Below are 13,812 nucleotides of genomic sequence, written 5' to 3' on the forward strand. Positions count from 1 at the left end.
GTGCCGGACCGCTTCCGGCAGGAAACGACCAAAAAAGGGAAGGGACACGCGTATGAAGTTCCGCGCATTTCTGATCTCGACGGCTTTGGCTGCCGTCACCATCAGCTATGGGACGCTGGCGCACGCGGCGGACATCAAGGAAGTGCAGATGCTGCATTGGTGGACGTCAGGTGGCGAAGCGGCCGCGCTCGACGTCATTAAGCAGGCCGTCGCCAAGCAGGGATACGCCTGGAAGGACGTGCCGGTTGCTGGCGGCGGCGGTGGCGCGGCGATGACCACACTGAAGGCCAATGTCGCCGCGGGCAATCCGCCGACGGCATCGCAGATCCTTGGCTACTACGCGCTCGAGTACGCCGAGCAAGGTTCGCTTGCCGATATCTCCAAGCTTGCCGACAAGGAGGGCTGGGACAAGCTCATCCCGGCGGCGCTGCAGAAGTTCGCCAAGACCAACGGCAAATGGGGCGCCGTTCCTGTCAACATCCACTCCGTCAACTGGATCTGGCTGAACAAGGCCGTCATGGAGAAAATTGGCGGCACGGAGCCCAAGAACTTCGACGAATTCGTCGCACTGCTCGACAAGGCGAAAAAAGCCGGCGTCGTTCCGCTCGCGCTTGGCGGCCAGCCCTGGCAGGAAGCGACGATGTTCGATTCGATCGTCGCGTCGACCGGTGGCACCGAGTTCTACAAGAAGGCGTTCGTGGATCTCGACGAGAGCGCGCTCAAGTCGGACACGATGAAGAAGGCTTTCGACAACCTCGCCAAGCTGCGCGACTATGTCGACCCGAACTACACTGGTCGCGACTGGAATCTGGCCACCGCGATGGTGATCAAGGGCGATGCGCTCGTGCAGGTGATGGGGGACTGGGCCAAGGGGGAGTTCGCAGCAGCCCACAAGGAAGCCGGCAAGGATTTCCTGTGCTACCGCTTCCCGGGGACGGACGGATCGGTGTTCTATAACTCCGACATGTTCGCCTTCTTCAAGGTCCCGGCGGACCGCCAGGCGGCGCAGCTTGCACTCGCAGAGGTGACGATAAGCCCCGAAGTCCAGTCGGCGTTCAACGTCATCAAGGGCTCCGTGCCGGCGAGACTGGATGTTTCGGATGCGGCCTTCGACATCTGCGGAAAGAAGGGCATCGCGGACGTCAAGGCGGCCAACGCGAAGGGAACGTTCTTCGGCTCGCTCGCCCAGAACTACGCCCAGCCGCCAGCCATCGCCACGGCGTACTACGATGTCGTGACGAAGTTCATGCATGGCGGCATCAAGACGTCGGATATCGCCGTAACTGAGCTGGTGAAGGCAATCAACGCCGCCAAGTAGTGGCGCAGCGGCTCCTCTCCCGTTTGCTCTGCTCTGTAAACGGGAGAGGCTATTGAAATCGAAGTCATCGCTGCGCCTGCGTCGCCGTCAGGGCTCGTCGCGGCGGCGGGGTGTGGCTTTCGGAGGATCATCATGACCGCGATGACCGAACGCGAGGCGGCAACCGCAATGGCCCGGCGGAAGCTCGGCCCGTCTCTGCGCGGAAGGCTTCAGGACTGGCTGCCAAGGCTTGTGCTGGCGCCGTCGTTCCTGCTCGTGCTGGTCTTCGTCTACGGCTTCAATCTCTGGACCCTGTTTCTGTCGTTCACGAGTTCGAAGGCGTTTCCGACCACAAACCTGATCGGCTTTACCAACTACGTGCGGCTGTGGAACTGGACCTTCGAGACCGACCCGCCGTCGAACTGGTACACCGCCCTCGTCAACATGGGTCTGTTCGGCGGCCTCTACATCTTTTTCTGCCTGTTTCTCGGCCTGTTGCTGGCGATCCTGCTCGATCAGAAGATTCGCGGCGAAGGCATTTTGCGGCCGATCTATCTCTATCCGCTGGCGCTGTCATTCATCGTGACCGGCACGGCCTGGAAATTGTTTCTCGATCCGCGTATCGGCCTGGAAAACGCCTTGCACGATTGGGGATGGACCAGCTTCCATTTCGATTGGGTGGTCGATCCGAAGATGATGATCTATTGCGTCGCGATCGCCGGCATCTGGCAGAGCTCGGGTTTCGTCATGGCGATGTTTCTTGCGGGACTGCGCGGTGTTGATGGCGAAATCCTCAAGGCGGCACAGATCGACGGCGCCTCGACCTACCAGACCTACCGCCGCATCGTCATTCCGATCATACGCCCGGTCTTCTTCTCGGCCCTGATCGTTCTGGCCCATATGGCGATCAAATCCTATGACCTCGTGCTGTCGGTGACCGGCAAGAACCCCGGCGGGGCGGCGGAGCTGCCGTCAACATTCATGTACTCCTATACGTTCACTCGCAACCAGATGGCGGTTGGATCGGCCAGCGCGGTGATCATGCTGATGACGATCGCGGCGATCATGGTGCCCTACATCTACTCCGAAACCAGGGAGCAGAACCGATGAGCGCCGCGGATCTGATCACGTCAGCGCCGGCGCGCCGTGGTCCGGGTCATTCTCGGACGACACGGATCGTCATCTATGGCCTGTTGTTTCTGTTCGCGCTCGTTTATCTCGTGCCGCTCCTGGTCATGGTGATGACGTCGCTCAAGCCGTTGGATGAGGTCACCGGCGGCAACATGTTCGCTCTCCCGCGGCACCTGACGTTCGCGCCCTGGTCCATGGCATGGGGCGAGGCACGCATCGGGGTGTCGGAGACGCGCGGGATCAGTGGCTATTTCTTCAACTCGGTGAAGATGGTCGTTCCGGCAGTTCTGATCTCGACTCTGCTCGGCGCATTGAACGGCTACGTCCTGACCAAGTGGAGCTTTCCCGGCCACAAGCTCGTGTTCGGCATGATGCTGTTCGCCTGCTTCATCCCCTTCCAGTCGGTCATCATCCCGATGGCCGTGATCCTCGGTATGCTCGGCCGCATCGGGGTCGAACTGGCTGACCTGACCGGCTGGTCGTTCGGTCTCGGCAACGCGACGGTCAATCTGGTGATCGTGCACGTCATCTATGGCCTCGGATTCACCACCCTGTTCTTCCGCAACTATTACGCGGCGTTTCCGTCCGAACTCATCAAGGCCGCGATGATCGATGGTGCGAGCTTCTTCCAGATCTTCCGCCGGATCCTGCTGCCGAACTCCACGCCGATCATCATCGTCACCGTGATCTATCAATTCACCAATATCTGGAACGATTTCCTGTTCGGCTCAACCTTTGCGGCCGGCGATACCGCACCGATGACGGTTGCGCTCAACAATCTCGTCAACACCTCGACGGGTGTGGTCGAATACAACGTCAACATGGCGGCCGCGATCATCGCCGCCGCGCCGACGCTGCTCGTCTATGTCATTGCCGGTCGATATTTTGTCCGCGGCCTGATGGCTGGCGCCGTAAAGGGATGAAGAGATGGCCACGCTCGAGATCAGCTCGCTTCGCAAACGCTTCGGGACGATCGAGGTTCTGAAGGGGATCGACATCACGCTCGAGAAGGGCGGCTTTCTGGTGCTGGTCGGTCCGTCAGGCTGCGGTAAATCGACTCTGCTCAACACCATTGCAGGCCTTGAGGGGATCTCCTCGGGCGAAATCCGCATCGGCGGTGCCGTCGTCAATAACCTGCACCCGTCAAAGCGGGACATCGCAATGGTGTTCCAGTCCTATGCGCTCTACCCGAACATGTCGGTCGCCGAGAACATCGGGTTCGGCATGGAGATGCGCGGTGTTCCCCGAGCGGAGCGCGACAAGGCGGTGGCCGGGGTCGCCAAGACCTTGCAGATCGAACATCTCCTGTCGCGCCGGCCGAGCCAGCTTTCCGGCGGACAGAGACAGCGCGTCGCCATGGGACGGGCGCTCGTCAGACGCCCCAGTGTCTTTCTGTTCGACGAGCCGTTGTCGAACCTCGATGCCAAGCTGCGCGTCGACATGCGGGTCGAGATCAAGCGTCTGCATCAGACGACCGGTACGACGATCGTTTATGTCACGCACGACCAGATCGAGGCCATGACGCTGGCGACCAAGATCGCCGTATTGAAGAATGGCGAATTGCAGCAGGTGGGAAGCCCGAGTGAGATCTATAATCGTCCCGCCAACATGTTTGTCGCGGACTTCATGGGGTCGCCGGCGATGAACTTGCTGGAGGGTACCGTTACCCAGGCGGATGGCCAGCAGCGTATCGCGCTCGCGCGCAAGGATGGCTCATCGATCATGCTGCCGGTACCGGCGAGCGCGGATGCTACCGCGCTCAAGGACGGTGCCAAGGTGATCTTCGGCATTCGTCCCGAGGCCGTGAACGATGACGAAAGCATGGACCGCAACGCCAGATCGGTGGTCCGGTTCGATGCAGGTGTGGAGATCATCGAACCTGCCGGATCGGATACCTATGTCGTCATCCGGGTCGCGGGCAAGGAGGTGACCGCTCGCATGCGAGCCGATGCCGACGTCCGGCTCGGACAACAGCACACCTTCGCGTTCAACCTCGACAAGGCGGTGCTGTTCGATCCAGAGACGACACGCCGCATCTGATCGAGCGCTGCGAGAGCTGCATGAAGACCACGGAGACAGCCGATGTCCTCGTCATCGGATCGGGCATGGGCGGTGCGACCTTTGCCGCGGGTCTGGCGCCGACCGGCGCAAGGATCGTGATCCTCGAGCGCGGCCAGCGTTTGCGCGACTGTGAGGCTGCGCGGGACGCGAGGGCGATCTTCCAGCGCGGGGTGTTCCGGCCACAGGAGTCCTGGCTTGATGGGGCAGGGAAGGCCTTCAACCCCGGCAACTACTATTATGTCGGCGGCAATACCAAGCTCTACGGGGCGGTGCTGATCCGTTACCGCGCGGAGGACTTCGCGCCTATCGCGCACCGCGAGGGAACGACGCCGGGCTGGCCGTTCAGCTATTGCGAACTGGAGCCATGGTATAGCCGCGCGGAGCAGCTCTACAACGTGCGCGGCGCGCTCGGGGACGATTCCTCGGAGCCTTTTCACTCGGCTCCTTATCCATTTGGTCCGGTGCCGGATGAGCCCGCGATATCAGCGGTACGGCAGCGGCTCAAGAAGATCGGGCTCAATCCGTTTTCACTGCCGCTTGGTATCGACATCGAGACATGGCTCAAACGCGCCAAGACGCCCTGGGATGCATTCCCGGACGCCGGGCACGGCAAGATGGATGCCGAATCCTGCGGGCTTGCCTGTGCTCTCGCCTACGACAATGTCGAGCTGCGCGAAGGTACGCAGGTCGAGCGGCTTGTCGCCGAGCCGGACGGCAAACGCATCGCCGGCGTCGAAGTCATCCAGGCCGGTGAGCGCAGGATGATCTGTGCCGAGATCGTCGTGCTCGCGGCGGGCGCCGTCAATTCGGCCTCACTGCTTCTGCGCTCGTCCAAGGTCGGCATCGCGAACCGCTCCGATGCAGTCGGCCGCTATTTCATGAACCACAATGCTTCGGCCGTGCTGGCGATCGACCCGCGCGTCGTCAACGACTCGATCTACCAGAAGACGATCGGCATCAATGATTTCTATCTCGATGACGGGCACGGCGGGCCGCCGCTCGGCAACATCCAGTTGCTTGGACGTGTCACCGCGCCGATTCTGAAGGCCAGCATGCCGCTCGCACCGGAATTGGCGCTTGGGCTGATGAGCCGGCATGCGGTCGACTGGTACGCGATGAGCGAGGATCTGCCGAGCGCGGAGAGTCGCGTGACGGTCGATGGCGCGAAGATCCGGCTCGACTGGCAGCGTTCGAACTGGGCGACCCATCTGGCGCTGGTGGCGGCATTGAAGGAACGGCTGCGTGCTGCAGGTTACCCGATCGTGCTGTCAAAGGCGTTCGACCGGCGCACGCCCTCGCATCAGTGCGGGACGGTGCGCATCGGGCTCGATCCCGCGGCATCACCACTCGATCCGTTCTGCCGCGCCTTTGATCATCCCAATCTGTTCGTCGTCGATGCGTCGTTCCTGCCCACTTCGGCAGCGGTGAATCCGTCACTGACGATCGCTGCCCAGGCGTTGCGCGTCGCAGATCATGTTGCGAGGACCGATCTTCGAACTCATGATCTTCGTACCCATGATCTTCGTATCCATGGGGACATGAGATGACGGTTTACGATTACATCATCGTCGGCGCCGGCTCCGCCGGCTGCGTGCTCGCCAATCGACTGAGCGTCGATGCGTCGACCAGGGTGCTCCTGCTCGAGGCTGGCGGCAGCGACAACAACCCGCTGTTCAGCATGCCGGCGGGTTTTGCCAAGATGACCAAGGGCATCGCTTCCTGGGGATACTCGACAGTACCCCAGCGCCATCTTGGCGGGCGCGTGCTGCGCTATACCCAGGCGAAGGTGCTCGGCGGCGGCTCCAGCATCAATGCGCAAGTCTACACCCGTGGTAATGCCCGAGACTATGATGGCTGGGCAGCGGATGGTGCGACGGGATGGAGCTATTCGGATATCTTGCCGTATTTCAAGCGCGCCGAGGACAACCAGCGCTTCGTCGACGCCTACCATGCGCGCGGTGGTCCGCTCGGCGTCTCGGTGCCCATCAACCCGCTGCCGATCAGCGAAGCTTTTCTGCGAGCGGGGCAGGAATACGGGATGCCCTATAATCCCGATTTCAACGGCGCGCGGCAGGAGGGCGTCGGGCACTACCAGGTGACGGTGCGAGACGCGCGGCGGTGCTCGACCGCGACCGCCTATCTGAAGCCGATCCGTCGCCGACCAAATCTCACCGTCCTGACCGGCGCCTACAGCACGCGGATCGTGGTCGAGAATGGGCGGGCTGTCGGACTAGAAACGGTACGTCGAGGGCAACGGGAGATGGTTCGGGCCGAGCGAGAGGTTATCCTTGCGTGCGGCGCCATCGGATCGCCTCGGCTTCTCCTGCTGTCGGGGATCGGTCCGGCCGACCATCTGAATGCAGTCGGTGTCAGGCCGATCCACGATTTGCCGGGTGTGGGTGAGAATCTTCAGGACCACCTCGACCTCTATGCGATTGCCGAGTGCAAGGGCGACTTCACATACGACAGCTATGTAAAGCTGCACCGCACGATCTGGGCGGGACTGGAATATCTGCTGTTCAAGCGCGGACCGGTTGCGTCCACCCTGTTTGAGACCGGGGGCTTCTGGTACGCCGACCCGGCGACGAGAGCGCTGGAATGGCCGGACGTGCAATTCCATCTCGGGCTCGGCTCGGGAATCGAGGCGGGCGTGGAGAAGCTTGAGCATGCAGGCGTCACGCTCAATTCGGCGTTCTTGCGGCCGAGCTCGCGTGGCAAGGTGCGGCTAGCGAGCGGCGATCCTTCCGCAACGCCCTTGATTGATCCCAACTATTGGTCTGATGCGCGTGATCGCTCGGCAGCGATCGAGGGGCTGAAGATGGCCCGCGAGATTCTCCGGCAACCCGCGCTCGAGCCGTTCGTCATGGTCGAGCGGATGCCCGGTGTTGCCGCCACAAGCGAAGCCGCGCTCGCCGACTATGCGTATCGGACCTGCAAGACTGATCATCACCCTGTAGGCACCTGCCGGATGGGCACTGACCAGCTGGCGGTGGTCGATCCGTCGCTGAGCCTTCGTGGCCTCGATGGTCTGCGGATTTGCGACGCTTCAGTGATGCCGCGTATCACCTCATCGAACACGAACGCGCCGACCATCATGATAGCGGAGAAGGCGGCAGATCTGATTCTCGGGAAGACGGCGCTTTCTGCGCCGTACGCGGCGAAGACGGAAGGTGACGTCTTGAAAGGTCCGCTCGGTTGCCCTGCAAATTGAGCAACGAGATATGGCGAGGGCTTGCAAGCGACCGACATGGTCGCGCGACGACGGCCGCTTCGCGCTCATCCCGCGAGAATGCGCCGGCAGGCGTCTACGAACACCTGCGCGCCGGTGATGAGATCAGCGTCAGCCGTGTTCTCGGTCCAGTGATGGCTGATGCCGCCGATCGAGGGCACGAACAGCATTGCCGCGGGCATGATGGTGGCGAGAACCTGCGCGTCGTGGCCGGCGCCGCTGGGCATGCGGACGGAGCGTCCGTTCGCAAAGGCCTTGCCCGCAGCTTCGATGGCCTCCTGGAAGCGCGGATGCATTTTGGCGGGCACGCCGGTGCGTAGCCGCTCCAGCGTCGCGTGACAGGGGCCGCTCAAGTTGGTCTCATCGATCATCGTCCGCAGCAAGGCCTCCAGCCGGGCGATCACGGCCGGATCGTCGTCGCGGATCTGGAACAGCATCTCGGCGCCGCCGGGGATGATGCTCGGTGCCCCCGGATCGAGCGTGATGCGGCCCGTCGTCCACACCGTGCGCGGCCCGGCCACGGCCGGAAACCGCGCGTCGATCGCCACGCAGAATTTGGCCAGCGCCAGCCCTGCGTCCTTGCGCGAGGCCATGCGGGTCGTGCCCGCGTGGTTCTGCTCGCCGACGAAATTGATGCGATACTGCCAGATGCCCACGATCGAGGTGACCACGCCGATCGCAAGGCCGCTCGTCTCGAGCGCGTCGCCTTGCTCGATATGAGCCTCCAGATATCCGATGTGACGTCCTGGTTCGGCAGTGATGCGAGGGCGGCCGGCAAGACCCGCATCGGATAGCGCCTCACGCATGCTCTGCCCGGTGGTGCGGTCGCGCGCAGCGTCGATGTCGGCTTCGCTGACGCCGCCGACATAGGACCTCGAGCCGAGAAAATGCCCGAAATGCCCTTCCTCGTCGCACCACGCCGCGACCTCGACCGCGCCGGGCAGCGACGGATCGGAATTGATGACGCGGGCGGCCTCCAGCGCATAGACGACACCAAGCGGACCATCGAGCCAGCCGGCGTAGTTCTGGCTTTCGAGATGCGATCCGGCCAGCAGTTTCGGTCCCCTGCGCGTGCTCGTGCCGAGGACGTTGCCGATGCCGTCGATCGTACCGGTGAGCCCCGCTTCGGGGAGCTTTTCGACAAGCCATGCGAGCGAACGGCGATGCGACTCGGACAGGGTCGGCTTGTGCACGCCGGTCTTGTAGGCGCCGATGGCGCGGAGCCCGTTGAGGTCGGCAAGCACGCGCTCGCCGTTGGCGACAGAACGATCAGGCATGTTCGGCAACCTTCAACGCCTCGGTGCGGATTTCCTCGACGAGGCGCTCCTTGAGATGGACGAACTCCGGTGTGGTCTTGATCTTGTAGGAGCGCGGATGTGGCAGGTCGACGGCGATCTCGGCCTTGATACGGCCGGGCCGTGCGCTCATGACGATGACGCGGCTGCCGAGGAAGATCGCTTCCTCGATATCGTGGGTCACGAACAGCACGGTCTTCTGGTCGCGCTCCCAGATCCCGAGCAGCATCTCCTGCATCAGCGCGCGGGTCTGGTTGTCGAGTGCGCCGAAGGGTTCGTCGAGCAGCAGGATCTTTGGATCATTGGCGAGTGCGCGCGCGATCGCAGTGCGCTGCTGCATGCCGCCGGAGAGTTGCTTCGGCCAGTGATTTTCGAAGCCGGACAGCCCCACCTGGCGGATGAAGGCGTCCGCGATCTTGCCGCGTTCGCCTTGCGAAATGCCGCGCTCGCGCAGGCCAAAGGCGATGTTCTCCCGCACGGTGAGCCAGGGGAACAGCGTGTAGGATTGAAACACCATGCCGCGATCCGCGCCGGGACCGCTCACCTCGCGCCCGTCGAGCAGAACGCTGCCGCTGGTCGGCCGGTCGAGACCGGCGACGATGCGGAGGAGGGTGGATTTGCCGCAGCCGGACGGACCGAGAATGGTGACGAAGTCGTTGTCGCCAACGTCCAGGCTGGTCGGCTCGAGCGCCTTGGTCGGCGCATGGCCGGCCCGGGCAGGAAAGGTTCGTGAAACCTGATCGATCCTGAGCTTGGTCATGCGAGCTTCCATGGAAACAGCCACGCATTGAATGCCTTGAACAGGAAGTCCGAGACGAGGCCGATCAGGCCGATGACGATGATGCCGAAGATAATCTGCCCGGTGTTGAGAAGGGCCTGGCTGTCGGTGATCATATGGCCGATGCCTGACGATGAGCCGATCAGCTCGGCGACGATGACATAGGTCCATGCCCAGCCCAGCACCAGCCGCAGGATTTCGGCAATCTCCGGGGCCGAGGAGGGCAGCAGCACGCGGCGGATGATGCCGCGGTCGCTGGCGCCCAGCGTATAGGCGGCCTCGACCAGATCGCGCCGTGTGGCGCCGACGGTCACGGCCACCATCAGGATGACCTGGAACACCGAGCCGATGAAGATGACGAGCAGCTTCTGCAATTCGCCGATCCCGGCCCACAGGATCAGAAGCGGGATGAAGGCGGAGGCGGGCAGGTATCGCGCGAAGGACACGAACGGCTCAAGGAAAGCTTCGATCGGCTTGTAGGCGCCCATCAGCACGCCGAGTGGCACGGCAATGACGGCTGCAAGCGCAAAGCCGCCCACCACGCGCCAGACCGTCATGCCGATGTCGAACAGGAAGCCGTGCCGGGTCAGGAGCTCAAAGCCTTCCTGCACCATGGTCAGCGGGTTCGCGAGGAAGGTTTTTGATACATGGCCCCCGAAGGTCGCCCAGGACCACAGGGCAACGAACAGCACGAAGAACGCGAGGCCGTAAGCCGTACGTTGCTTTGCAGTCACGGGATCGAGGGGACGCATCACGGGCGAAGTTTCCGGACGGGCGATATCATGTACCGGTTAGCTCCGCGCGAAGCGAACCGGCTTGGCGCTGGCGGTGACTACTTGATGAAGCTCGCGTCGAAGAGATCCTCGACCTTCGGCGCCGCCTTGATGATGCCGATCTCGAGCAGCAAGTCCGCGGCGTCCTTGTTGAAGGCCAGGAACTCGCCGCCGAAGAACTTCCGGTTCGCGGCCTTGTCCTGCCAGCGTAGATACTTTGCCGAGTTGCCGAACTGCTCGCCGGTCTGCTTCACGTCGGCGCCCATGATCTCATAGGCCTTGGCCTGATCCTTCGCGATCATGTCGAGCGCCTCGAAATAGCTGTCGGCCAGCGCCTGGGCGGCCTTGGGATTCTCGCTCAGGAATTTCGGCGTGCAGCCGAACGTGTCCATCACCATCGGATAGTCGAGCGTGGTGGCGATGATCTTGCCCTTGTCGGGCGCGGCGCGCACCGTCGAAAGGTAGGGCTCATACGTCATCGCGGCATCGTTCTGGCCGGATACGAAGGCCTGCGCGGCCGCGGCCGGCTCCAGGTTCACGACCGTGACGTCCTTCACCGACAGGCCGTTCTTCTTGAGCATCCAGGCCAGCGCGAAATAGGGTGAGGTGCCCGGCGCGGACGCGGCGACCGTCTTGCCCTTCAGGTCCTTGATCGCCGCGAGATCGTTGCGCACCGCCATGCCGTCGGCGCCGTAGCTCTTGTCGAGCTGGAAGATCTGCTTGGTCGCGACGCCATTGGCGTTCCAGGAGATCCAGGTCTCGACCGTCGTCGCGGCGCACTGGACGTCGCCCGATGCTATGGCGAGGTGGCGATCCTTCTGCGGGATCTTCTTGATCGTCACATCGAGGCCGTTCTTCTTGAAGATGCCGGCCTCCTTGGCGAGCGTCAGCGGTGCAAAGCCGGTCCATCCGGAAATGCCGATGCCGACCTTGACGTCGTCGGCGAGCGCCGGCGTCGCGACCGCGAGAGCAATGATGGCTGCGAATGCTTTTGTATTACGCATGATTGTTGTCCTCCGATCGATGTACCGAACCAAGTTGATCTCATCACGTTGCACGAATTGTGCCGCTGCGACATTGCCGCTCAACCTCCCTTGAAACGGGCGACGAGACGGTGTGACTCGCCCGGATAGAGCAGTCGCACCGCGGTCAGCGTCCGCGCGCTGCGCCAGGTGTAACGATCGATCACCAGGCATGGCGCACCGACGGCGATGCCGAGCGCGTCTGCGGTGCGATCATCCGCAACGACAGCGCTGATCGTGTGCTCCGCTTCGGTCCATGGGACATGATGAAGCAGCCACGAGCCGGGCGGCTCGGCTGCAAAGTCGGCGTGTGCTGCTTCCGGCACGGCCTCGAGATCGATCAGCCTGTCCTCGAGCGCGAACGGCACGTTATCGGCGCTGTGGCGGCAGGTGATCGCGATCACCTTGCCGGTCTTCCGCACCCCGAGGCGGGCACGATCGGCAGCACTTGCAGCGCGGCGCGTGCATTGGACGAGCTGATAGCCATAGCCGCGGCCAAGCGCGGTGATCTCCGCGCGAATGTCGGCGATCTTGAGCACCGCGGACAGATGCTGCGGACGGCGGACGAACGTGCCGGCGCGCCGCCGCCGCTCGATCAGGTCGGCCTGCGCAAGCTCCGACAGCGCCTTGTTCACCGTCATGCGTGAGCAGCGATAGCGCGCCATCAATTGGTGCTCGAACGGGATGCGATGACCCGGCGGCCACTCGCCGGTCAAAATCCTGGTCTCGATGTCGCGCCTGATCTGCTTGTAAAGCGTCGGCTTGTCGTCGAGCTTGTCGGTGGCGAGGCTCATGCGATGAGCCTCCGCACCGTCGTGTTGAAGCGTTCCCGCGCCGAGCGGCGAAGCATGTGTTGCCCGCCCTCGACGGCCTTCCTGCCGCCGGACCAGACGGAATCGATCGCGCCTTTGCCCGCCGCAAAGATCCAGCCGTCGAGGATGGCGTCACCACGGCGTCCGGCAAGCGATGGATGTGTGGTGTCGAGAGTGACGATGTCGGCGCGCGCGCCAACTTTGAGCCCCACGACGGCTTGTGCGAGGGCCTGTCCCCCACCGGCCAACGCGCCGTCGAGCAGGGCGCGTCCGGTCGAGGCGCCGGCTCCGTTCGACAGCACGTTGCGCTCGCGATGCTTGAGCCGCTGGCCATATTCGAGTTGGCGCAATTCGTCGGCAACGCCGACCAGCACGTTGGAATCGGTGCCGATGCCGAACCGGCCTTGTGCCTCGAGGAATTCGCGCGCCGGAAAAATGCCGTCGCCGAGGCTTGCTTCGGTCACGGGGCAGAGGCCCGCAACCGCGCCGGTCCTGGCGAGCGAGGTGACTTCCGTTGGCGTCATATGGGTCGCGTGAATCAGGCACCAGCGCTGATCGACGGGCGCGTGTTCGAGCAGCCATTCCACCGGGCGCTTGCCGGACCAGCCGAGGCAATCCTCGACTTCTCTGGTTTGCTCGGCTGCGTGGATATGAACCGGACCACCGTCCGCAAGCGGCACGATCGCTGCCAGCTCGTCCGGTGTCACGGCGCGCAGGCTGTGCGGCGCAATGCCGATATTGGCGCCGGGCAACCTGACAATGGCCTCGCGCGATGCAGTGAGCAATTTTGCGAACTGATCGACCGAGCAGATGAAACGGCGCTGGCCGGCATGTGGCGCGGCGCCGCCAAACGTGCCGTGCGCGTAAAAGCTCGGCAGCAGGGTGAGGGCGATGCCGGCCGTCTCGGCGGCCTGCGCGATGCGCGTCGCCATCTCCGCCGGGTTGGCGTGGGGCGCGCCGTCATGATCGTGATGCAGATAATGAAACTCGCCGACGCGGGTAAACCCCTGCTCGAGCATCTCGACATAGAGCAGGGTGGCGACGCTCTCGACGTCGTCGGGCGTCATGGTGAGCGCGAAGCGATACATCGTCTCGCGCCAGGTCCAGAACGTGTCCGCGGTGTTGCCGCGCGTCTCGGCGAGCCCCGCCATGCCGCGCTGGAACGCGTGACTATGCAGGCTCGCTAGCCCGGGAATGGCGAGTCGATGGCGCTCGTCTCCGGCTGCAGGCGCGACACCCGCTGTGACCTCGGCGATGTTCCCGTCGGTGACGACGACCCGCACGTCGTCGGCCCAGCCCGAGGGTAGCAGCGCGGATGCGAAATGCAGTCGGGTCATGTTTCCTGCCGGCTGGACAGAACCGCGCCACGATTATATGTCTAGACATATAAGTCAAGCGTCCGGCAGCGAAGGGA

General features: G+C 63.3%; 12 protein-coding genes. 6 read left to right on the top strand and 6 right to left on the bottom strand.

What is annotated here, in order from left to right; genetic code table 11:
* Positions 1-52 precede the first annotated feature (52 nt).
* The 6 genes from SO180_RS06735 (at position 53) to SO180_RS06760 (ending at position 7,700) form a co-directional block, all read left to right on the top strand.
* Positions 53-1,318: an ABC transporter substrate-binding protein gene (locus SO180_RS06735; protein ID WP_449378037.1), complete on the top strand. Its 1,266-nt coding sequence runs from the start codon at positions 53-55 to the stop codon at positions 1,316-1,318.
* 141 nt (positions 1,319-1,459) lie between these two features.
* Positions 1,460-2,407 carry a carbohydrate ABC transporter permease gene (locus SO180_RS06740; RefSeq protein WP_449378130.1) on the top strand — a complete coding sequence of 316 codons (948 nt, stop codon included), beginning with the start codon at positions 1,460-1,462 and terminating at the stop codon, positions 2,405-2,407.
* On the top strand, positions 2,404-3,351 hold the full coding sequence (locus tag SO180_RS06745; protein WP_449378038.1) for a carbohydrate ABC transporter permease: 948 nt from the start codon (positions 2,404-2,406) through the stop codon (positions 3,349-3,351). Before SO180_RS06740 ends, SO180_RS06745 begins: the two co-directional genes overlap by 4 nt.
* Before the next feature lie 4 nt (positions 3,352-3,355).
* Entirely contained in the window at positions 3,356-4,468 is a 1,113-nt protein-coding gene (locus SO180_RS06750; protein WP_449378039.1) for an ABC transporter ATP-binding protein, read from the top strand.
* A gap of 20 nt (positions 4,469-4,488) precedes the next feature.
* Entirely contained in the window at positions 4,489-6,036 is a 1,548-nt protein-coding gene (locus SO180_RS06755) for an FAD-dependent oxidoreductase (RefSeq protein WP_449378040.1), read from the top strand.
* Positions 6,033-7,700, top strand: a complete 1,668-nt coding sequence (locus SO180_RS06760; protein WP_449378041.1) for a GMC family oxidoreductase — start codon at positions 6,033-6,035, stop codon at positions 7,698-7,700. The genes SO180_RS06755 and SO180_RS06760 overlap by 4 nt, the downstream gene beginning before the upstream one ends.
* Before the next feature lie 65 nt (positions 7,701-7,765).
* On the opposite strand, the gene SO180_RS06765 is transcribed toward SO180_RS06760, so the two are convergent.
* The 6 genes from SO180_RS06765 to SO180_RS06790 form a co-directional block, all read right to left on the bottom strand.
* The gene (locus SO180_RS06765; RefSeq protein WP_449378042.1) at positions 7,766-8,995 is read right to left on the bottom strand and encodes a Zn-dependent hydrolase; all 1,230 of its coding nucleotides are present in this window, start codon (positions 8,993-8,995) and stop codon (positions 7,766-7,768) included.
* Positions 8,988-9,773: an ABC transporter ATP-binding protein gene (locus SO180_RS06770; RefSeq protein WP_449378043.1), complete on the bottom strand. Its 786-nt coding sequence runs from the start codon at positions 9,771-9,773 to the stop codon at positions 8,988-8,990. Before SO180_RS06770 ends, SO180_RS06765 begins: the two co-directional genes overlap by 8 nt.
* Positions 9,770-10,543: an ABC transporter permease gene (locus SO180_RS06775; protein ID WP_027525944.1), complete on the bottom strand. Its 774-nt coding sequence runs from the start codon at positions 10,541-10,543 to the stop codon at positions 9,770-9,772. The genes SO180_RS06770 and SO180_RS06775 overlap by 4 nt, the downstream gene beginning before the upstream one ends.
* A gap of 80 nt (positions 10,544-10,623) precedes the next feature.
* Positions 10,624-11,568 carry an ABC transporter substrate-binding protein gene (locus SO180_RS06780; RefSeq protein WP_449378044.1) on the bottom strand — a complete coding sequence of 315 codons (945 nt, stop codon included), beginning with the start codon at positions 11,566-11,568 and terminating at the stop codon, positions 10,624-10,626.
* 80 nt (positions 11,569-11,648) lie between these two features.
* On the bottom strand, positions 11,649-12,380 hold the full coding sequence (hutC, locus tag SO180_RS06785; RefSeq protein WP_449378045.1) for a histidine utilization repressor: 732 nt from the start codon (positions 12,378-12,380) through the stop codon (positions 11,649-11,651).
* A complete protein-coding gene (locus SO180_RS06790) occupies positions 12,377-13,735 on the bottom strand; it encodes a formimidoylglutamate deiminase (protein ID WP_449378046.1) in 1,359 nt (452 codons plus the stop codon). Before SO180_RS06790 ends, hutC begins: the two co-directional genes overlap by 4 nt.
* Between the last annotated feature and the right edge of the window lie 77 nt (positions 13,736-13,812).

The sequence above is a fragment of the Bradyrhizobium sp. UFLA05-112 genome, assembly GCF_053572325.1.